The following is a 20,458-nucleotide window of genomic DNA, read 5'->3' on the forward strand; positions in this document are numbered from 1 at the left end:
ACGGCACCCGGGCGAAACGAAGAGCGACAACGTAGTCCCTGGGATGGGGCCCACACATATCGTCCCGCGCGCAGTTTCGCAGCAAAGCGAGAATGTTTGAGCACGGGATGATATGTGTGGGCCCCATCCCAGGGACGGACAATTAACCTACTCCGTCTCGCCCGGTCGAGCGCCGCGGGCCAGGGCGTCCTGGTACTCCTTGACGGCCTTGAGCCTCTGCATGGGCTTCAGTCGCTCGAACATAGTGTTGCCATGCAGGTGATCGATCTCGTGCTGCAGGCACACGCAGAACAGGTCGCCCGTAGCCTCGTAGCGAATCAGGTTTGCGTCCAAGTCGTACGCCTCTACGACGACATGGTCGGGACGCTCGATCTCGCAGCTAATGCCAGGGATGGACAGGCAGCCCTCGCTAAACGGCACCAGATGGTCACTCTGCTCAACAATGACAGGGTTGATGAGCACGTACGGGTCGTAGTCGTTCTTGTCGCTGTAGTCGCAGTCAATGGTGACGAGCTGAATAAGCTCGCCGATCTGCGGAGCAGCCAGGCCGCAACCGCCGTTGTCGAACATCATCTTCTTCATCTTCTCGGCAAGCGCCTCGATCGCTGGGGTGATCTCCTCGATCACGGCGCACTCCTGACGCAGGCGAGGGTCGGGCGACAGTACGATTCCGTTGGCTTCCATGGCCATCCTTTCGGGTTGTTACATCAAATCATAGGCATCGACGTCAACGCTCACGCTCACGCCGCGCACAGAGCCCACCTCTTTGAGGCAGGCGTCGATATCATCAGAGACATGGTACCCCACAGGCGACTTCACAAGCAGATGGAAGCGGTAACGGTCCTTGGCTCTCTCGATTACACACGAAGCCGGGCCCAGCACCTGGGGCACGGCGCTCCCCGCCCGCAAAAAGTCGGGCGCGGCGGCATGCCAGCGGCGCTTAAGAAGCTTTGCAATGCGCCCGATATAATCCTGCGCATCGTCGCGGCTTGCCGACCACACCAAAATGTTAACCAGGCGCACGAACGGCGGATACAGTGCGTCGCGGCGCTGGTCCAGGTCGTAGTCGGTAAAGATCGAGCGATCGTGCTCGGCGACGGCGCGAATGACCGGATCCTCGGGCAGATACGTCTGGATGATGACCTCGCCAGGGCGGTCGCCGCGACCGGCGCGACCGGCGACCTGCTCAAGCAAATCGTAGGCGCGCTCCCCTGCGCGGAAATCCGGCAGCTTGAGGGCGAAGTCAGCATTGACCACACCCACGAGCGTGACCTCGGGAAAGTCGAGGCCTTTGGCGATCATCTGGGTGCCCAGCAACACGGCGCAATCGGCAGCATCGAACTGCTCGAGCAGCTTTTTGTGCGCATCCTTGCCGCGCGTGGAATCGGCATCCATGCGGATGATGGCGACGTCCTCGGGCAGCATCTGGTGCAGTGCGTCCTCGATCTGCTGCGTGCCCAGCCCCATTTTTGCCAGGTAGCGACTGCCACATTTGGGGCAACGACTCGTGGGCGCGGGATACGGCTGCACGCGCCAGGAGGATCCGCATGTGTGACATTGCAGCGTGTGCGTGCGCTCGTGATACGTAAGCGCGGTGGAGCAGTGGTTGCAGGTGGGAACGCAGCCGCACTCGCGACACATCAGGAACGGCGCAAAGCCACGGCGGTTATGCAGCAGCACGGCCTTCTCGCGGTGCTCTACAACGCGCTCCAAACCTTCCATCAGCGGTTTAGAGAACATTGAACGGCTACCGTGCGAAAACTCGCGGCGCAGGTCGGCAATGCGGACCTCGGGCAGCACGGCGTGTCCCGGGCGCTCGGGCATCTCGACGCGCGTCCAAGTGGTGCCGTTATACGTTCCACGGCGGCAGTGGTCGAGGGCCTCGGCCGAGGGCGTGGCGGAGCCCAACACGAGCGGGCAGCGGTAGCGCCGCGCCATCTCGGCCGCCACCTCGCGCGCGTGGTAGCGCGGACTGGACCCCTGCTTGTAGCTGGTCTCGTGCTCCTCGTCAATGATGATGAGGCCCAGGTCGCCAAGCGGGCAAAAGAGCGCCGAACGTGCGCCGACGACCACGCGGGCCGCACCGCTGGCAACCATATCCCACTGGTCCAGGCGCTCGCCGGCCGAAAGCCGCGAATGGAACACGGCGACCGTCTCGCCAAAGCGCGAACGGAAGCGGCCGACGGTCTGGGCCGTCAGCGAAATCTCGGGCACCAGCACGCAGGCCGAGCGACCGGCTGCGAGCACGCGCTCGATGGCGGAGAGGTAAACCTCGGTTTTGCCGGAGCCGGTGACGCCGTCGACCAGCACCACGTCGCCATGAGCGTCCAGACGGGCGCGCTCAATCTGCGCGAGTGCCTGTTGCTGGCCACTGGTAAGGGAGACCGGCGCTTTGCCGCTTGCCGAGGACAGCGTGGTCTGCTCGCCGCAGCCACGCCAGGCGCGGCGCTCTTCCACCACCACAACGCCGCGTTTTTCGAGCGCCTTGATGGTCGCCGACATGCTGTTATAGAGAAGGTTGAGGTCGCGCGTCGTGACCGGTCCGCACTGGAGCGCCTCGATGAGTTGGCGCTGGCGGACCGCGGTCTTGGGTGGCGTGTAGTCAAAGCCTTCGGGCGTAAGCATCACCCAGCGGTTTTGGATGGGTTTGACGGCTGGACGTTCAACCGTCCACACGCCGTCGTCGCCCTTGACCACACGCGGGCTGCCGCCCGGTGGCAAAAACAGGCGCAGGCACTCGGAAAGCGTCGCGACATACTCGCGGCTCATCCAGCGCGCAATGCGTGCAGCCTCGGCGGTAAAGAGCGGTTTGCTGAGGATGGCTTCGACAGGCTTGATGCGCGAAAGGTCAAGGGCGTTGTTGCCCGGCAGATCGCCCAGATCAGGCGCAATGTCGACGACATAGCCCGCGGCGGCACGGTTACCAAAGTGGACCAGGACCGTGGATCCGATCTGGACCTCGTTGGCAAGGGACTCGGGGATGCCGTAAGCAAACGGTTCCGACAGCGCACGGGTGGGGATGTCGAGGACCACGCTCGCGTAGGCGGCAGGGGGCTCGGACGAAGGCTTAGACTGAGCCGAGGCAGCGGCAGGCTTGGGCTTCACCGGAGCTTCCTCCGGTTCCGGCAAACCAAACAGCGACAGTTGTTGAGCCATACACCACCTCTAACGAACGGACCTGAAAGGGGTGGGACAAAATAATCAGTAGAGTTTGTCCCATGGCCGATACGAGTGTCGAGCTCGTTGCGTCACTCGAACATGGGACAAACACTACTGATTATTTTGTCCCAGCAACCCACTCATCGGTACAGAAACAAGAGCCCCGCTCGGGTGAACGGGGCTCGGATACATGCATTTGCGCGTCTACTACAGCGCCATCGTGCGAGCGCGGTCGATACGCGCCAGGCAGTCGTCGCGGCCGACGAGCGCCATGGTCTCGCCCAGCGGAGGGCTAACCATGTTGCCGCAGACGGCGACGCGCACGGCCTGGAACACCACGCGCTTCTTGAGGTCCATCTGCTCGGGCAGCGGCTCAAGCGCGGCGTCGATGGCCCCGGCAGTCCACTTGTCCACGCCCTCGAGCGCAGCCTTGGCGACATCCAGAATGGCGCCCATGCCTTCCTTAGCCAGGCCCTTGTTAACGGATTTCTCGTCATACTCGAGCGTCTCGGCCGTAGCAAAGATGGGAGCGGCGACGGTCACGGCGTCGGTCGGCATCTTGGTGCGCGGCTTGACGATGGCGGCAAGCGCATCAATCCAGTCCTCGCCGTACTCGACGTTGCCCTCGATGAGACCCGCCTCGTGCAGCTTGGGGACCATGATCTCATCGGCAAACTGCGCGTCGGACATGCCGTTGATGTACTCGGCATTGACCCAATCGAGCTTCTTGGGATCGAAGGTCGCCGGGTTCTTGGAGATGCGGTCGAGCGAGAACTTGCTGGCTAGGACATCGCGCGGGATGATCGTGGTCTCGCCGTCGAGCGACCAGCCGAGCAGCGCCAGGTAGTTGACGAAGGCGTCGGAAAGGTAACCGGCGTCGCGGTACTCCTCCACCGAAGTTGCGCCGTGGCGCTTGGAGAGCTTCTTACCGTCGGCGCCCAGGATCATGGAGATGTGGGCGAACGTGGGCACGGGCGCGCCGAGGGCCTCGTAGACCATGACCTGGCGCGGGGTGTTGGACAGGTGGTCGTCGCCGCGGATGACATGGGTGATCTTCATCATGGCGTCGTCGACGACGGTCGCGAAGTTGTACGTGGGCGTGCCATCGGAGCGGAAGATGACAAAGTCGTCGAGCTCCTTGGCGTCGAAGGTCACCTCGCCGTGGACGGCATCGTGGATGACGACGTCGCCGCGGTCCACGGGCACCTTGATGCGCAGGACGTAGGACTCGCCGGCCTCGATGCGGCGGCGGGCCTCCTCGGGATCAAGATCGCGGCAACGACGCTGATAGCCCTGGAAGGGGTCCTTGCGCTCCTGCGCGGCCTTGCGGTCGGCGTCGAGCTGCTCCTTGGTGCAGAAGCAGGGATAGGCCTTGCCCTCGTCCCAAAGTTTCTGGGCGGCCTGCTTGTACAGGTCCAGGCGCTCGGTCTGGGCATAGGGGCCAAAGTCTCCGCCCACCTCGGGACCCTCGTCCCAGTCCAGGCCCAGCCAACGCATGGCGCGCAGGATGATCTGCGTGTTCTCGTCGGTAGAGCGGGTGGGATCGGTGTCGTCAATGCGCAGGATGAACGTGCCGCCGTTAGCACGGGCGAAAGCCCAGTTATAGATAGCGGTGCGGGCGCCGCCGATGTGCAGCTTGCCCGTCGGTGAGGGTGCAAAGCGGACGCGAACGTCTGATGCCATGGAAATCTCCTCGATTGCAGGATGGATGTCTAACCGCACCAGTATAAAGCAACAAAGCAACCTCCGCACAAAGGGCACCGACCCACTCATTGGGGACAGACTTAAATGAGTAGGTGCGGAAAGGGTGTGAATGTTTGATTTACGCGCTATGATGTGCTCTTGCATAGAGAGCCCGGCGGAATGGTAACGGTCGCCGGAACACGTTTTTGAAAGGACAATCATGTCAGAAGAACTTCGTTCCATTCCACCCCAACACGGGTCCTTTGTTTTTACGTCGGAGTCGGTGACCGAAGGTCATCCCGATAAGATCGCTGACCAGATCAGTGACGCCGTCCTCGACGCAATCCTCGCCAAAGAAATAGAGCTCCAGGAGCAGGGCTACATCGCCCCCAACGGCGTGCCTGCCAACGTGGAGAACGTCCGCTGCGCCTGCGAGACCCTCGTGACCACCGGCACCATCATCGTTGCCGGCGAAATTCGCACCCAGGCCTACGTCGACGTACAGGAAATCGCCCGCGGCGTTATCCGCCGCATTGGCTACAACCGTGCCAAGTTCGGTTTTGACTGCGACACCTGCGGCGTTATGAGCCTCATCCACGAGCAGTCGCCCGATATCGCCCAGGGCGTTGACGAGTCCTTCGAGACCCAGACCGGCGCTACCACCGACCCGATCGACCTGATCGGCGCCGGCGACCAGGGCATGATGTTCGGTTATGCCTCCAACGAGACCAAGACCCTCATGCCCATGCCGCACTACCTGGCAAGCCGCCTGGCCGAGCGCCTGGCTGCCGTGCGCCATGACGGAACCCTGCCCTACCTGCGCCCCGACGGCAAGACCCAGGTCACGGTGCGCTACGAGGAAGGCAAGCCCGTGGAGGTCACGACCATCGTCATCTCCACGCAGCACGCCGCCGAGATTGAGGACATGGGCAAGATCAAGGCCGACCTCATCGAACACGTCATCACCCCGGTCATGGCCGCCGAGAACATGCCGTGGGACAACGCGGAGATCTACGTGAACCCCACCGGTCGCTTTGTCGTGGGCGGCCCCATGGGCGACACGGGCCTCACCGGCCGCAAGATCATCGTCGACACCTACGGCGGCTACGGCCGTCACGGCGGTGGCGCCTTTAGCGGCAAGGACTGCACCAAGGTCGACCGTTCCGCCGCGTATGCCGCGCGCTGGGTCGCCAAGAACGTGGTCGCCGCCGGTCTGGCCGACCGCTGTGAAGTCGAGCTCGCCTACGCCATCGGCGTTTCCAAGCCCCTCTCAATCATGGTCGACACCTTCGGTACCGCGCATGTTGCCGAGGACAAGATCGTCGAGGCCGTCGAGAAGACCTTCGACCTGCGCCCGGGCGCAATCATCCGCGACCTGGACCTGCGTCGACCGATCTACGAGAAGACGGCAGCCTACGGCCACTTCGGCCGCGAAGACGCCGACTTCACCTGGGAGAATACCGACCGAGTCGAAGAACTCAAAGCAGCCTGCGGCCTGTAAGCTAGCGGCAAAAGCTACAGCCAAATCGAAACGCACCAAAAGAGGTACCGGACCAACCGGTACCTCTTTTTTATTAACCGGTGGTGAAGATGAGCCGACCTGGGACGCAGAATAGGTCACCAGCTCATGAATTTTGCAGCACGAGCGCCTCTACCATGTATCCTTAGTCCCGAGGGGCGGGGCATAAGGTCGATCGCGAGTTCCGCACGAGCCGGAGAGCACTTAATGTGCTCTCCGTGCGAGTCAGGACTGTCCGAGCAGGCGACCTTATGCCCCGCCCCTCGGGACGACGGGATAGAACAGGAGCGCATATGGCAGGCAAGCCACAAACACTAGCTACGACCTCGGCATTCGAGATCTTGGGCCCCGTCATGGTCGGCCCCAGCTCATCGCACACCGCCGGCGCCCTGCGCTGCGCACAAGTTGCCGCCAGCCTGCTGGAAGGCCGCATCACCAAAGTCACCTTTGGCCTGTGGAACTCCTTCGCCCACACCTACCGCGGCCACGGCACCGACCGCGCTCTCGTCGCGGGCATTCTGGGCCTCGACACCGATGACGAGAACATCAAGCAGGCCTTCGACCTCGCACGCGAGCAGGGCCTCGACTACCACTTTGAAATTAAGGGCGACGACGCCTCCATCCATCCCAACACCGTCGACATCGACATGGCCGACGATACGGGCGCCACGGCGCAGGTCCGCGGCGAGAGCCTCGGCGGCGGCAAGATGCGCATCAGCCGCATCAACGGCGTCGGCGTCGATATCTCGGGCATGTATTCCACGCTCTTCGTGGCCCACCAGGACGTCCCCGGTGTGCTCGCCGCGCTCACGAACCTGCTCGCCTACGCACATGTAAACATCGCTTTCTGCCGCACCTACCGCACCGAGGTGGGCGGCCAGGCATACTCCGTCTTTGAAACCGATGGCGCCCCCGACGACACCGTCATCCCCATGCTGCGCAAGCTCGACAATGTAAACTACGCCACCTTTATCGAGCTCCCGGGCTCGGCCTCGTCGCTCTCCCCCGGCGTTTCGGCCAAGGAAATCTTTGACGATGGTGCGCAGTTGCTCGACGCCTGCGCCGAACTCGGCCTCAACATCGGCGCCGTCATGGCCGTTCGCGAGGCGCGCCTGACCGGCGAGGCCCACGCCGTCGCCGCCATGCGCCGCGTGCTCGACGTCATGCGCGAGGAGACCACGGCCCCCATCGCCAATCCTCAGCGCTCGCTCGGCGGGCTTATCGGCGGCGAGGCCAAGCTCGTTGATGCCACCGGCCGCAACGACTTGAGCGTAAGCCTGATGGGCGCCGTCCAGACCGATGCCGTGGCCCGCGCCATGGCCGTCCTTGAGCGCTCCGCCACAATGGGAGTGATCGTCGCCGCCCCCACGGCCGGCTCCGCAGGCGTCGTGCCCGGCTGCGTGCTGGCGCTCGCCGACCATCTGCAACTGGACGATGAGCAAGTCATGGACGCCCTCTACTGCGCCGCCGCCATCGGCCTCAACCTCACCACGAGCGCCTGCGTCGCCGGCGCCGAGGGCGGATGCCAAGCCGAGGTGGGAAGCGCGGCCGCCATGGCCGCCGCCGCGCTGGTGCAGATGCTCGGAGGCACGCCTGAGCAGGCACTCGACGCCAGCTCCATCGCCCTGAGCAACCTGCTGGGCCTGGTCTGCGACCCGGTGGGCGGCCTCGTGGAGGTGCCGTGCCAAAACCGCAATGCCATCGGCGTGGCCGCGGCATTTAGCTCGGCGCAGCTTGCACTTGCCGGTATCAAGAGCCTGGTGCCGTTTGACCAGATGGCGCACGTCATGCTCTCCGTGGGCCACGCGTTGCCGGCCACGCTGCGCGAGACGGCAAAGGGTGGCATCGCGCAGGCTCCGGCCGCACTTTCGGCCTGTGCAAAATGCGGTGAGTGCGGATAGCGACAAAGAAAGACTCGAAGGTGGGACAAATGTCCCACCTCTTTTGAATGCCACCGTTTCCATACCACAAACAACTGGGTAATCGCTATAATGCAAGCCCAGTAAAAACACGATGAGCCGCAAGGCGAAATCCGAAGGATATGCATACGATGTCGCAAAACGATCGAACTCAACTGATTCCCGATCCGCAGCAGCCGAGCAGGCACACCGGCGGCGTTCAGTCGCCGCGTCCTATCGCGCCGAGCCGCGGTCAGCAGCGAGGTGCGGCAAACGTTTCCCAACGTCCGAACAAGCAGCATCAGCAGCGCCAGGCAAATGGCAATGCGCCCAAGCAGCCCCCCACGCACGCTCGAGGCGATCGCGGCCCCGCACGCAAACCCGCCGAGAACAATAAGTCGGGCAAAAAGACGACGCTCTTTGTCGTTCTGGGTCTTATCGTCATTGTCTATATCGTAGGCGTTGTAGCGTTTTCGCAGGTAGCCTACCCCAACACCACTATCGCCGGCGTCGATGTCTCGTTCTCCAACGCTTCGTCTGCCGCCACCAAGGTCAACTCGGCTTGGAAGCACTATAAGCTCACCGTGACAGGCGATGATTTTAGCTGGACCTATCAGCCCGAGTCCGATGAGCCCATTGTCGACGGCGAAGCTGCCGCAAAAGAGATTATCAGCCGCAACGAAGCCATTGTATGGCCGGTTCGCCTTGTAGAATCCTTAAGCGGCAAGACCAAAACAACCGCTAGCTCCAACGAAGTCGATCTTGATCAAGACGTCGACCTGTCCATGCTCTCCGACACCTTTGACCAAAAGCAGTTTGAGAAGGATCTGGGCGCCGCCATCGACGAGTTTAACGAGGGGCGTTCGGGCGCGTTCGAGGCCAATAGCTCCTATGACGAGCAGGCCGGCAAGTTTACCGTCGAGAAGGCGCGCTCCAACGAAAAACTCAACCGCGAGCATGTCATTAAGTATGCCGAGCTCGAGCTTGCCTCGCTGGCCGAGACCGTAGATCTTTCCAAGCTCGGCAACGATGCCTATGAGCCGCTCAATGGAACGCTGACCGATGATCAGATTCAGGCCGCATGCGATGCCGCCAACAACTTCTTGGGCGTCAACGTGACCCTCAAGCTCAACGGCGAGGATGCCGGCAAGGTTGATGGCAGCTCCGTATTGCAGTGGATCAGCTTTGCCGATCCGGCCAACCCCACGCTCGATACGTCGCAGATCAGCAGTTGGGCAGCCGAGCTCGCCAACGGCTTTAATACCGTGGGCTCCACTCGCTGGTGGACGCGCGCCGATGGCAAGCAGTGTGCCGTCGAAGGCGGTGACTTTGGTTGGTCCATCGACAGCAGCTCGCTCGCCAAGCAGGTCGAGGACGCCATTAACAACAAGCAGGCCGGCGAAATCGAGATCAAGTACTCCCAGAAGGCCGACACCTTTACCGCAAAGGGAGAGCCCGACTGGAAGGCGTATATCGACGTCGATCTGTCCGAGCAGCACGCGCGCTACTATGACGAGAACGGTAATATCGTTTGGGAGGCCAACTTTATTTCTGGCAAGCCGGGAGAGGACGCCACCCCCGAGGGCGTATGGCAGATCAACAGCAACAATGGCGCCAGCAAGCTTATCGGTGCCAAGGACCCCGAGACCGGCAAGCCCAAATACGAGAGCCCGGTAAGCTACTGGATGCCGTTCGAGGGCAATATGGTCGGATTCCACGACGCCACCTGGCAAAACGATTCGAGTTTCGATAACGCCGAATCGTACAAGTGGTGCGGTAGCCACGGTTGTATCAACCTGCGTCTGGCCGATGCCAAGTCGCTCCACGAGCGCATCAAAGTCGGCCTCTGCGTGGTCGTGCACTCGTAACGCAGCTAACGTCTACAACAAGTAAACAGCACGGCGACAAAACTTACAGTACCGTCATCCGCAACTTCTATACGCCCGCCCATCGCGACGGGCGTATATACTTATCGGAGCCATATCGATAAAGGAGACGCTATGTCCAAGGTCCCCACGATCAATCCGGGTCCTGACGATTCCGATCGCATGCCCCAAGATGCCACCGAGACCCTGCCGATTATCAGCGCTGCAGACACCAAGCAGCCCCAAACGAGTCTCGACGATTCGACCGATATCTCCGATGAAGAAGCCTATGCAAAGCTCAAGGCAAAGCGTGCTGAGCGTCGGCGCAAAAAGCTCATCCGACGCGGTATCGCCGTCGGTGTCGTTGTTGCCATCGCACTCATTGCCATCATCGCAACGCTGGTCATCAACGCGCAACCCGCAGGCACCAACGGACCGGTGACCGACATGGTCACCGAAGGCACGTTTACCACCACAGTCGAAGCCAAGGGGCAGCTTAAGCCCATCTCGGCATCGGTCGTCTCCCCTTCTGTCGACGGTACGGTTGAAAAGATCAACATGCAGGCCGGACAGAGCGTCAACGAGGGCGACGTACTCATGACCATTAAGAACGACGCGCTCGATAGCGCTGTTTCCGAGGCGCAGCGCGCGGTCGCGGCCGCCCAGGAAGACCTGAACAATGCAAAGGTGGCACTCGCGGCCGCACAGGCCGCACCGACAACGGACAGTGACGGATCGACCGGTCCATCGGACGCAAACGCCAACGCAAATGCCGTCTCGACCGCCCAGCGCAACCTCGCCTCGGCCCAGGCAGCGCTGGAACAGGCAACTGCAAAGGCGGCCGAGCGCACCGTAAAGGCCCCCAGCTCGGGCAGCATCGTGGAGCTCAACGCCAAGGTGGGCGCCACGGTAACAGGCGGCATGATCATGGGCGAAAGCGATACAAGCGGCGGCAAGCAGTGCATGCAGATTGCCGACCTGTCCAAGATGAAGGTGACCGTGCAGGTGGGCGAAAAGGATATCGCCAAGATCGCCGTGGGCCAGAGCGCCAACGTGACCTATCCAGCGTTTCCCGATATCGTGAGCCAGGGAACGGTCACGGCCATCGCCTCGGTGGCAAACTCCGACTCCAACTCCGGCGGCGGCAGCGTAACCTTTAACGTCGACATCCTCATCGAAGCACCCGACAGTCGCCTTAAGCCGGGTATGACTGCTGAGGTCTCGGTAGTGACCGAGAAGCTCGACGACGTGGTTATGGTGCCGACCATGGCGCTGATGACCGAAGATGGCGAGCACTATTACGTCAATCTGGCCACCGATTCGGAAGGCAAGAAGACGCGCCGCGTGAAGGTGACCGTCGTGACGCAAAACGACAACGAGGCTGTAGTCGGTAAGACGCAGGTCAAGCGCGACGACCAGGGCAACGAGATCAACCCAGACGTCCCGGTTACCAAGTTACGCGACGGCGACACCATTGTGACGGATACCGGCACAGGCATGACGGCAGACGGCGGCGACAATATGTCTGCCGACGAGGGCAAGTAATGCGTCCCGTCATCGACATCCGCAACGTGCACCGCATCTTTGAGAGCGAGGCCGGTTGCGCCCACATCCTGCACAACGTGAGCCTGGCGGTGAACCCCGGTGAGTTCGTCGCCATCACCGGCCCCTCGGGCTCGGGCAAGTCGACGCTCATGAACATCCTGGGCTGCCTGGACAAGCCGACGGCGGGTGATTATTTCCTGCAAGGGCTCAACGTCGCCGAGCTCGACGATGATGAGCTCACCGAGGTGCGCGCGCTGAGCATCGGCTTTGTCTTTCAGAGTTTTAACTTGCTGCCGCGTCTGACGGTGATCGAAAACGTCATGCTGCCGCTGTCCTACACCAATGTGCCGCGTAGCCAGCGCGAGATGCGCGCCGTGCACGCGCTGCAAGCCGTCACATTGCCGGTCGACCATTGGGACCACCGCATATCGGAACTCTCGGGCGGACAGATGCAGCGCGTCGCCATCGCGCGCGCCCTCGTCAACGACCCGCCCATCATTTTGGCCGACGAGCCAACGGGAAATCTAGACTCGACAACCGGGGCGCTCGTCATGGAAACCTTCCACAAGCTCCAGAAACGCGGCAAGACCATCGTACTCATCACGCATGACCCCGGCATCGCCGCCGAGGCCGATCGAGCCGTAACCATCCGTGACGGGCGAATCCATGACGGCGCATATGTCGCGCATACACCGAATACGTTACGCGGGGCCGTCAAAAACCTGCCCGCGATTTCTGCAACCACCAATCAGCCGAAAGGAGCGAAGGCATGAGCACCCGCGATCTTGTCCAAGAAGCCCTTCACTCGCTCGAGGCCAACAAGGGGCGCAGCCTGCTCACCATCCTGGGTATTGTCATCGGCATCGCCTCAGTTATCGCCATGACTTCGCTCATCGGCGGAATCCAAAACAGCCTGGTCAACAGTCTGGGCCTCAATGCGGCGCGCATGGTGCAAATCTATTCGTCGCAAGAACTCACCGAGTCGGACATCGAAAAGCTTCAAAAACTGGTGCCGCAGATAGAGCAGATCGGCATTGTCGACAGCGGGTATACCGAATACAAGACCGGCGATAAAAGCTATACCGTCATGGCACAGGGTGTCGATAGCGACATGCTCGACGCCGTGGGAGCCAGCAAGCTCGTTGCGGGGCGCACCTATTCCCAGGCCGAGTCCCAATCAGGCTCGCGCGTGGCGCTCATCAGCCGTGGCGGCGCCGATCAGCTTTACGGCAACGAACAGGACGCGGTGGGCAAGACTATTAAGGTCTCCAACGGCGAGGTGCAGATTGTAGGCGTGATTGATGGCGGCAGCGACTCCATGGGCTCGCTCACGCTGTATATGCCACGCGAAACCATCGCCGGGCTGTTTGGCGACGAGAATCCTTCATTCCCCAGCGTGACGGCACTTGCCGCCGAGGGCACAGACATGGACGAGCTCTGCAAGACCATCGAGTCTAAGGTGCGCGCGATGAAGGGCATCTCGGAGGATGATGAGTACGACAGCGTATCGGCGACCTCCATGAAAAGCGCCATCGATGCACTCAACTCGTTTATGGGCGCCTTCTCGCTCATCATGGGCGCTGTCGCCAGTATCTCACTGCTTGTCGGCGGAATCGGCATTATGAATATGATGCTTACCAACGTGACTGAGCGCATCCGCGAGATCGGTATTCGCCGTGCCTTGGGCGCCAGTCGCCGCGATATCACCGCGCAGTTTTTGGCCGAGTCCTCGGCGCTGTGCGTCACCGGTGGCCTGCTGGGTGTCCTGATTGGCTATCTGCTGGCCTGGAGCCTCGCGATGTTTGCCGCAGGATCAGGGGTTCTCAACGAGCTCGGTGCCAGTGGGGAGATCACACCGAGCTTTTCAATCGCCACGGTGCTGCTGGCCTTCGGCGTCTCCGTCGGCATCGGCGTAATCTTTGGCTTCTACCCCGCTCGCCGCGCGGCAAAGCTCAACCCGGTGGAGTGCCTACGCTACCAGTAAGCCACCACCAGCTACCAGTAAGCCACCACCAACAAGTTGCGGTGAATTAGGAACCGAATATGCTATCTAGCAGCAAAAACAGACACTATTTCACCGCAACTTATTGAAGGACTGTTTGCGCCAGTTCTGGGCGTCGTCCTCGAGCTATTGATGGATGACGGGCTTGTACGGGTCGAGCTTGCACGGGGCGCTCCTCCTCGCGGGCGGGAGGGCGCGCAGGCGCGGCAAGCGCCTAGCGCGCGAACTCCCGTAAGAGCGCGTCTTCCACTTCCCGAAGCGAAAGGGCCCCGCCTCCCTCGGCGGGACGGGTGACCACGATGCAGCGCGCTCCCACGTCGCGCGCGGAGGCGAGCTTCTCGGCCGTGCCGCCTACGGTTCCCGAGTCCTTGGTCACAAGCCACTGGGCGCCCACCTGCCGAAGCATCGCCTCGTTGAGCTCGCGGGTGAAGGGCCCCTGCATGCCGATGACGTGCGACGGCGAAAACCCCGCGTCGATGCACTTCGTTATAGCACCGGGCAGCGGGAGCACGCGCACGAAGAAGCGCTCCGCGAAATCGGCGACGCGCGTGTAGGGAGCAAGCTCCTTGCTCCCCGTCGTGAGAAGAGCGCGACCCGGGTTCTCGGAGAGAAAGCGCGCCGCGCAGGCGATCGACGCGACCGACACGACGCCTTTGGGCAGCGCCTCGACCGGGCGCGCAAGGCGCAGGCATCGTGCACCCACGGCGAGCGAAGCGGCCCGGATGTTGCCGCTTGCGAGCGTAGCGAAGGGGTGCGTGGCGTCGACAACGATGTACGCGCCGGAAAGCTCGCGCTCCATGTCGGCATCGTCGAGCCTGCCCGCATGCACCTCGATGCCCGGAAGCTCGCCCAAAAGCTCGCCTCCGTACTCGGTTGCCGCGTAGGCACGGGCGGGGATGCCCGCCCTGCTCGCCCATTCGCACAGAAGGCGGCCCTCGGTGGTGCCGGCGAAGATGCGCAGCGCCAGCGCGGATGCGGGGGCCGTCACTTCGGGCCGCCTGTGCGCGTGATCTGGTAGAGCAGCGCGTTCATAATGGCAGCCGCCACGGTCGAGCCGCCCTTGCGACCCCTCGCGACGATGGCCGGCACGCGTCGTGCGAGTAGCTCCTCTTTTGCCTCGACCACGTTCACAAACCCGACCGGCACCCCAACGACGAGCGCGGGCGCGATCTTCCCCGCGTCCATGAGCTCGGCGAGGCGCAGAAGTGCTGTGGGAGCGTTGCCGACGGCCACGATGAGCGGACCCTCGATGCCGCAAGCTTTGTCCATGCTCGCAACGGCGCGAGTCGTGCCCGCGGCGCGCGCAGCCGCGGCGACATCAGGGTCGGCCATGAAGCACACGGCCTTGCAGCCGAGCTTCGCGAGCGCGGGCTTGCTTATGCCTGCGAGCGCCATGTTCGTGTCGGTGAGCACCGTGGCCCCTGCGCGCAGTGCGTCGAGCGCACAGTGCGCGGCGTCATGGGTAAACACGAGGGAATCGGCGTACGAGAAGTCGGCAGTGGTGTGGATGACGCGCTTCACGACGGGCTCTTCGAGCGGCGGGAATGTGCGGCCGCCGAGCTCTTCGGTGATGATCTCGAAGCTGCGCCGCTCGATGTCGCCGGGCGCCATCTCCTTGGAATCCATCTAGTACTCCACTCCTTCCCTTGCACATATCCCCTGCTCGTAGGGATGTTTCTTGCACCGCATCTCGGTTATGTAGTCGGCCTTCTCCACGATCTTGCGGGAAGGCGCGCGCCCGGTGAGCGCTACTTCGACGCCGCGCGCGGACATATCGAGCGCGCGGTCCACGAGCGCCTCGTCGACAAGCCCCTTCGAAAGCGCGTCGAGCGCCTCGTCGAGCACGAGCAGTCCCTCTTGCGCGCCCTCGAGCTCGGCGAGCGCGGAAGCGAGGTTCCCATCGTGCAGCTCGCACGTCGCGGCAAGTTCTTCCGACGTCATCGACCAGGTAAACTTGTCCGACGCCTTCCCCGCGAACACGGGCACGCCGAAATGCTCGGCGAGCAGGCGCACCTCCCCGCTTTCGCCGTCTTTCAGGAACTGCACGACGACGACGCGGCGGCCTGCAGCGAGCATGCGAAGGGCGAGGCCCATCGCCGCCGTGGTCTTGCCTTTGCCGTCGCCATGATACACGTGGATCATACGCCCTCCTCGATAATGCGGTAGACATACTCCATGTCGAGCGCCCCGCGCACGACGTCGGCCAGGCGGTCGAACTCGCGCGCACGGTGATCGGCCGCGGACGCCGCGCCCGCAGCACCCACGACGTTCTCGGGCAGGCCGCGCATGCGCGCGAGTGAGCGCGCGAGAGCGAGCGCCACCCCCGGTTCGTCGAACAGGCCGTGGAGATAGGTTCCGAACACGTTTCCGCAGGCCGCGCCTTCTGGTTTGCCGCCAATTGTGCCCGCAGGAGCGCAGGAGACGGTCGTTTCGCCGTCGTGAATCTCGTACCCGCGCGCCGTCATGCCGTTCCACGCCGAGAACGCGCCTTGGGCGCCCGTGATGCGCAGCTCCGACTGGGCGAGGCGCTTTTCCTCCTTGAACACAGTACTTGCAGGGATGAGCCCGAGCCCGCGCGCGGTGCCAGCGCCTTCCCTGCCGTGCGGGTCGGAAAGCTCCTCTCCCAAAAGCTGGTAGCCTCCGCATATGCCGAGCACCGGCGTGCCCGCGCCCGAAAGCGCGCGTACACAGGCCCCGATGCCGCTAGCCGCAAGCCAGCGCGCGTCGTCGAGCGTAGTCTTCGAGCCGGGAAGCACCACCAGGTCGGGTCGGCCCAGATCGGTCGTCGAGGAAACGTAGCGCACGCCCACGCCGGGCACGCGCGAAAGCGGGTCGAAGTCGGTGAAGTTCGACAGATGCGGAAGGCGCACGACGGCGACGTCGATGACGCCGCGCGCCTCGCGGGCAGATAGGCGCGGCGCGAGCGAGTCCTCGTCGTCAAGGTCGAGCGTAAGATACGGCACGACACCCACGACGGGAACTCCGCACATCTTCTCGAGCGGGGCCAAACCCGGGCGCAGGATTTCCACATCGCCGCGGAACTTGTTCACCACAAGCCCCCGCAAAAGCGCGCGGTCCTCGGGCGCAAGAAGCGCGACCGTGCCGTAGAGCTGGGCAAATACCCCGCCCGGGTCGATGTCGCCCGCAAGCAGCACGGGGGAGGACACGGCGCGCGCGAGCCCCATGTTGACGATGTCATTTTCGGCAAGGTTGATTTCGGCGGGGCTGCCGGCACCCTCGATGACGATGACGTCGTTTTCCTCCGCGAGCGAATCGAACGCCTCCAAAATCTGCGGCATGAGCGCCTTCTTTCGCGCGAAGTAGTCCCTCGCAGCGAAGGCTCCCTGCGCCTTGCCGGCCACGATGAGCTGGCTTCGGTGGCCGCTTTCAGGCTTGAGCAGGATGGGGTTCATGCGCACGTCGGGCGCGATGCCGCACGCCTCGGCCTGCATGATCTGGGCGCGCCCCATCTCGAGCCCGTCGGCCGTGACACCGCTGTTGAGTGCCATGTTCTGGCTCTTGAAGGGAGTCACGCGCAGGCCGTCCTGCGAAAGTACGCGGCACAGCCCAGCCGCAAGCAGGCTCTTCCCCGCGTTCGACATGGTGCCCTGGATCATGATGGGCTTCGCCCTACCCACGGGTATCGACCTCCTTCGCCAAGCCTCGGCCATCCGCGCCCGCCATAGCGCCGCTGCAAGAAGCGCCGCCCCGTTCGTCGGGTTCGCCTTCGCCCGATGCGCCTTCCGCCCGAAGCGCACGGCTGAACGCCATCGCAAGCCGGGCGTTCTCCCTGCGCGTGCGCACCGCGACGCGGCACCAGAAACGGGACAGTACCGAAAACGAGTCGCACGTGCGGACCAAAACCCCCTGTTTATACAGGCGCTCGGGGATGTCTTTCGCCGGCGTGCGGACTAAAAGGAAGTTCGCATCCGACGGCACGACGGAAAGCCCGAGCGAGGAGAGCTCGTGGGAAAGCCACGCTCGCTCGCCCGCCAATACATCGCGCGTGCGCGAGACGTATTCAATGTCTTCCAGGGCGGCGATGCCCGCGGCCTCGGCGACCGAGGAGACGGGCCACGCCTGCCCCGCCCGGCGAATCCCCTCGATGAGTTGGGCGTTTCCGCTGATCAGATATCCCAACCGCAGCCCCGCCATTCCGTAGAGCTTGGTGAACGCGGAGAGCACGGCCACATGGCGCGAACACGCGGCGCGTGCGGCCACGCTCCTTTCGCGGGCGTCAGGCGCAAATCCGAGGAAGCACTCGTCCACGACGAGCAGCGCGCCCACCTGCTCGCAGCGGAAAGCCGCGGCATCGATCACGCTGGGGTCGACGAGGCGCCCCGTAGGGTTGTTCGGATTGCAGAGGTACGCCACGTCTCCCGGCCCCTCGATCGCGCAGGCGAAGGAGGTGGGCACGTCGAAGTCGTCCGCTTCGGAGAGCGGGAACTCCTGCACGCATGCGCCGTGGTACGATGCCGCCTCCGCATATTCAGAAAACGTCGGCGCGCACACGACGATGCGTTTCGGGCGCACCGCCGCGGCGAGCCGCCAGATGATGTCGGACGCGCCCGCGCCGCAGACGATAGTATCTTCGGGAATGCCCTGGGCGCGCGCTAGGGCGCGAACGAGGGCGGGGCTTTCCCTATCGGGGTAGGCGTCGATTCGAGAAAGCGCCTTGCAAGCTGCGGCGACGGCGCGCGGCGAGGGGCCTGCCGGATTCACGTTCACCGAGAAGTCAATGAGGTCGGAGGCGCCCCCTTCGCAAGCGATGCCGAGCGATTGCGTGCTACCCCCATGCGCACGGGCGCGCAGGATTCCCCCGGCAGCCCGGGGCGCGGCGTGGTCTTCCCTCATGCCATCGCCCCCACGGCGAGCACGACCGCCGCGCGCGCGGCGCCGAAGACGACGAGCGCGCATACGGACGCGGCGAGCATGAGCCTTGTCGCCCGGGCGATGTCGCCCCACTCGATTTCACGGGACGCGTCGCCTATCGTCGGTTTCTCAACGAGCTTGCCGAAATACACCGCGGGTCCTGCCAGGCGCAGCCCGAGCGCGCCCGCGCACGCCGACTCGGTCTGCGCCGCGTTCGGGCTCGCATGGCGACGCCTGTCGCGGCGCCAGATGCGCGCCGCCCCGCGCGCGTCGAGCCCGACGATCGGGCACACGGCGATCATGAGCAGGGCCGATAAGCGCGAGGGAATCCAGTTCAGCGCATCGTCGAGGCGCGCCGAGGCGCAGCCGAAGTCGATGTAGCGCTCGTTTTTGTAGCCCACCATGCTGTCGAGCGTGTTCACCGCCTTGTACACCATACCCAAGGGCGCACCCCCGATCATAAGGTAGAAAAGCGGCGCGATGACACCGTCGCACGCGTTCTCCGCCACCGTTTCCACGGCGGCGCGCGCGACGCCATGCTCGTCGAGAACAGACGTGTCACGTCCCACGATGAGCCCGACGACTTCGCGCGCCGCGACAAGGCCGCCCTTCGAGAACGCGCGGGCAACGGCCAGGCTCTGGCGGCGCAGCTCGCATGCCGCGAGAATCTGATAGCTCGCCCATGCCTCGGCCACGAAGCGCAAGCCGGAGTGAACCATGCCGCAAACATGCAGGATTCCCCAGGTCAAAAGCCCACACGTAAGCGGAAGCGCCACGGCAAGCACAAGCCCTGCGGCGCGCGTGCCCGCGGACGTTTGCGGGAATGCGCCCCGCAGGCGGCCTTCGGCCCACGTGATCGCGCGCCCCATGGCGACGACGGGATGGGGAAGCCAGCGCGGGTCGCCGAAGGCAAGGTCGGCCGCGAACCCGGCGGCGACGGCAAGAATCGTCATCACCGGGCATCGCCCCCCGAAGCGGGGCGAACGTCGCGAAGGCAGCGCCCATCCCAGGTGGCGGCCCATGCGCCGCCCGGCTCGGTATGCACGTCGAAGTATCCCATTTTCGGGACAGCTAGCTCGGAGAGCAGCGCTTTCACGGTACCCGCGTGAACGACGAAGACGGCGCGCCCACTCCCCTGGGCGCGCTCCGATTTGCATGCCTCCCGAAACGCCGCGACGACGCGGCGGGTGAAATCGCTCTTGCCCTCGCCATGCGGGCAGCGCGTCTCGCACCAGGAGTCTACCCAGGCGCGATAGCGCGCATCCTCTTTAAGCTCGGCGGCGCTTCGCCCCTCGAAGTCGCCGAAATCCATCTCGCGCAGACCGGGGCACGCCATAAGCTCCGCATTCGGGAAGAGGATGCGCGCCGTCTGGTCGGTGCGGACCATGCCGCTCGTGATAACACGGAACACGTCACGATCGCACGCGAGGTCGCGCAAAGCGCGCTCGCCCGCAATCGACAGGGGCTCGTCGGTGCCCGCCCCGCTGTAGCGATGGTCTTCCGTGCCCGCCGTGGCACCATGGCGCACGAAGACGACTTCCAAAGGCGCACCCGCGCCCTGCGTCCCTCGAGGCGCATCGGCAAGGTTTCCTTTGATGACCTGGGGAATCCCGCACGTCATGCGCACGACGACGTCGGCGCGCGCAGCGAGCGCGCATCCCAGGCGCCCCGCGCGCTCGCGCCATTGGGCGTCTTCCGCACGCATGGGGACGACCCCCGAGCCGACCAAGGGCAGAATCACTGCGTCGAAGCCGATCAGCCGCTCGAGCGCCCGGTCAGCGTCGAGCGCGCGTACGAGTTCCTCAGCACGGTATGCGACGCGGCCGGCAAAAGCCGCGGGCACGCCGCCCTCCGCAAGCTGCGCCGCGTCGACGAAATCGTCCGCCGCGAACCCGAGCTTTTCACGCACGAAGGT

16 protein-coding genes are annotated in these 20,458 nt (G+C 63.8%); 6 read left to right on the forward strand and 10 right to left on the reverse strand.

The window, feature by feature from the left end:
* Nucleotides 1-147: 147 nt before the first annotated feature.
* From def to gltX, 3 genes are all read right to left on the reverse strand, one after another.
* Entirely contained in the window at nt 148-684 is a 537-nt protein-coding gene (gene def, locus DW899_RS05065; RefSeq protein ID WP_117583490.1) for a peptide deformylase, read from the reverse strand.
* Between the two features lie 18 nt (nt 685-702).
* Nucleotides 703-3,156, reverse strand: a complete 2,454-nt coding sequence (priA, locus tag DW899_RS05070; RefSeq protein ID WP_117629351.1) for a primosomal protein N' — start codon at nt 3,154-3,156, stop codon at nt 703-705.
* Nucleotides 3,157-3,366: 210 nt separating this feature from the next.
* Nucleotides 3,367-4,842 (reverse strand): glutamate--tRNA ligase, encoded by a 1,476-nt coding sequence (gene gltX, locus DW899_RS05075; protein ID WP_117629350.1) that lies wholly within the window; start codon nt 4,840-4,842, stop codon nt 3,367-3,369.
* Nucleotides 4,843-5,062: 220 nt separating this feature from the next.
* On the opposite strand from gltX, the gene metK reads away from it, so the two are divergent.
* The 6 genes from metK to DW899_RS05105 all read left to right on the forward strand — a co-directional run bounded on the left by metK (nt 5,063) and on the right by DW899_RS05105 (nt 13,653).
* On the forward strand, nt 5,063-6,343 hold the full coding sequence (metK, locus tag DW899_RS05080) for a methionine adenosyltransferase (RefSeq protein ID WP_117629349.1): 1,281 nt from the start codon (nt 5,063-5,065) through the stop codon (nt 6,341-6,343).
* A gap of 311 nt (nt 6,344-6,654) precedes the next feature.
* The gene (gene sdaAA, locus DW899_RS05085) at nt 6,655-8,262 is read left to right on the forward strand and encodes an L-serine ammonia-lyase, iron-sulfur-dependent, subunit alpha (protein ID WP_117629348.1); all 1,608 of its coding nucleotides are present in this window, start codon (nt 6,655-6,657) and stop codon (nt 8,260-8,262) included.
* A 149-nt stretch (nt 8,263-8,411) separates the two neighbouring features.
* Nucleotides 8,412-10,127, forward strand: a complete 1,716-nt coding sequence (locus DW899_RS05090; protein WP_158566572.1) for a L,D-transpeptidase — start codon at nt 8,412-8,414, stop codon at nt 10,125-10,127.
* A 132-nt stretch (nt 10,128-10,259) separates the two neighbouring features.
* Nucleotides 10,260-11,669, forward strand: a complete 1,410-nt coding sequence (locus DW899_RS05095) for an efflux RND transporter periplasmic adaptor subunit (RefSeq protein WP_117629346.1) — start codon at nt 10,260-10,262, stop codon at nt 11,667-11,669.
* Entirely contained in the window at nt 11,669-12,442 is a 774-nt protein-coding gene (locus DW899_RS05100; RefSeq protein ID WP_055250391.1) for an ABC transporter ATP-binding protein, read from the forward strand. The genes DW899_RS05095 and DW899_RS05100 overlap by 1 nt, the downstream gene beginning before the upstream one ends.
* Nucleotides 12,439-13,653: an ABC transporter permease gene (locus DW899_RS05105; RefSeq protein WP_117629345.1), complete on the forward strand. Its 1,215-nt coding sequence runs from the start codon at nt 12,439-12,441 to the stop codon at nt 13,651-13,653. The genes DW899_RS05100 and DW899_RS05105 overlap by 4 nt, the downstream gene beginning before the upstream one ends.
* Before the next feature lie 232 nt (nt 13,654-13,885).
* Here the strand turns inward: DW899_RS05105 and cobK are convergent, their stop codons facing one another.
* Genes cobK through DW899_RS05135 form a run of 7 tightly spaced genes read right to left on the reverse strand, consistent with a single transcriptional unit; the run spans nt 13,886 to nt 20,452 of the window.
* Complete coding sequence (cobK, locus tag DW899_RS05110) at nt 13,886-14,659, reverse strand: precorrin-6A reductase (protein ID WP_117800198.1); 774 nt, start codon at nt 14,657-14,659, stop codon at nt 13,886-13,888.
* A complete protein-coding gene (locus tag DW899_RS10650) occupies nt 14,656-15,297 on the reverse strand; it encodes a precorrin-8X methylmutase (RefSeq protein WP_117647861.1) in 642 nt (213 codons plus the stop codon). The genes cobK and DW899_RS10650 overlap by 4 nt, the downstream gene beginning before the upstream one ends.
* Nucleotides 15,298-15,813: a cob(I)yrinic acid a,c-diamide adenosyltransferase gene (locus DW899_RS10655; protein WP_199570265.1), complete on the reverse strand. Its 516-nt coding sequence runs from the start codon at nt 15,811-15,813 to the stop codon at nt 15,298-15,300.
* Nucleotides 15,810-17,309: a cobyric acid synthase gene (locus tag DW899_RS05120; RefSeq protein WP_233539907.1), complete on the reverse strand. Its 1,500-nt coding sequence runs from the start codon at nt 17,307-17,309 to the stop codon at nt 15,810-15,812. The genes DW899_RS10655 and DW899_RS05120 overlap by 4 nt, the downstream gene beginning before the upstream one ends.
* The gene (locus tag DW899_RS05125) at nt 17,302-18,525 is read right to left on the reverse strand and encodes a histidinol-phosphate transaminase (RefSeq protein WP_158566573.1); all 1,224 of its coding nucleotides are present in this window, start codon (nt 18,523-18,525) and stop codon (nt 17,302-17,304) included. Before DW899_RS05125 ends, DW899_RS05120 begins: the two co-directional genes overlap by 8 nt.
* Nucleotides 18,522-19,496, reverse strand: a complete 975-nt coding sequence (cbiB, locus tag DW899_RS05130) for an adenosylcobinamide-phosphate synthase CbiB (protein ID WP_117800201.1) — start codon at nt 19,494-19,496, stop codon at nt 18,522-18,524. The genes DW899_RS05125 and cbiB overlap by 4 nt, the downstream gene beginning before the upstream one ends.
* The gene (locus DW899_RS05135) at nt 19,496-20,452 is read right to left on the reverse strand and encodes a histidine phosphatase family protein (RefSeq protein ID WP_233539908.1); all 957 of its coding nucleotides are present in this window, start codon (nt 20,450-20,452) and stop codon (nt 19,496-19,498) included. Before DW899_RS05135 ends, cbiB begins: the two co-directional genes overlap by 1 nt.
* Nucleotides 20,453-20,458 lie beyond the last annotated feature (6 nt).

It is taken from the genome of Collinsella sp. AM41-2BH, from assembly GCF_003468085.1.
GTDB lineage: Bacteria > Actinomycetota > Coriobacteriia > Coriobacteriales > Coriobacteriaceae > Collinsella.

Excerpts from the sequence above, each read along its gene's own strand:
- def (WP_117583490.1), bottom strand. The coding sequence starts at position 684 with ATGGAAGCCAACGGAATCGTACTGTCGCCCGACCCTCGCCTGCGTCAG.
- priA (WP_117629351.1), bottom strand. The coding sequence starts at position 3,156 with ATGGCTCAACAACTGTCGCTGTTTGGTTTGCCGGAACCGGAGGAAGCT.
- gltX (WP_117629350.1), bottom strand. The coding sequence starts at position 4,842 with ATGGCATCAGACGTTCGCGTCCGCTTTGCACCCTCACCGACGGGCAAG.
- metK (WP_117629349.1), top strand. The coding sequence starts at position 5,063 with ATGTCAGAAGAACTTCGTTCCATTCCACCCCAACACGGGTCCTTTGTT.
- sdaAA (WP_117629348.1), top strand. The coding sequence starts at position 6,655 with ATGGCAGGCAAGCCACAAACACTAGCTACGACCTCGGCATTCGAGATC.
- DW899_RS05090 (WP_158566572.1), top strand. The coding sequence starts at position 8,412 with ATGTCGCAAAACGATCGAACTCAACTGATTCCCGATCCGCAGCAGCCG.
- DW899_RS05095 (WP_117629346.1), top strand. The coding sequence starts at position 10,260 with ATGTCCAAGGTCCCCACGATCAATCCGGGTCCTGACGATTCCGATCGC.
- DW899_RS05100 (WP_055250391.1), top strand. The coding sequence starts at position 11,669 with ATGCGTCCCGTCATCGACATCCGCAACGTGCACCGCATCTTTGAGAGC.
- DW899_RS05105 (WP_117629345.1), top strand. The coding sequence starts at position 12,439 with ATGAGCACCCGCGATCTTGTCCAAGAAGCCCTTCACTCGCTCGAGGCC.
- DW899_RS10650 (WP_117647861.1), bottom strand. The coding sequence starts at position 15,297 with ATGGATTCCAAGGAGATGGCGCCCGGCGACATCGAGCGGCGCAGCTTC.
- DW899_RS10655 (WP_199570265.1), bottom strand. The coding sequence starts at position 15,813 with ATGATCCACGTGTATCATGGCGACGGCAAAGGCAAGACCACGGCGGCG.
- DW899_RS05125 (WP_158566573.1), bottom strand. The coding sequence starts at position 18,525 with ATGAGGGAAGACCACGCCGCGCCCCGGGCTGCCGGGGGAATCCTGCGC.
- cbiB (WP_117800201.1), bottom strand. The coding sequence starts at position 19,496 with ATGACGATTCTTGCCGTCGCCGCCGGGTTCGCGGCCGACCTTGCCTTC.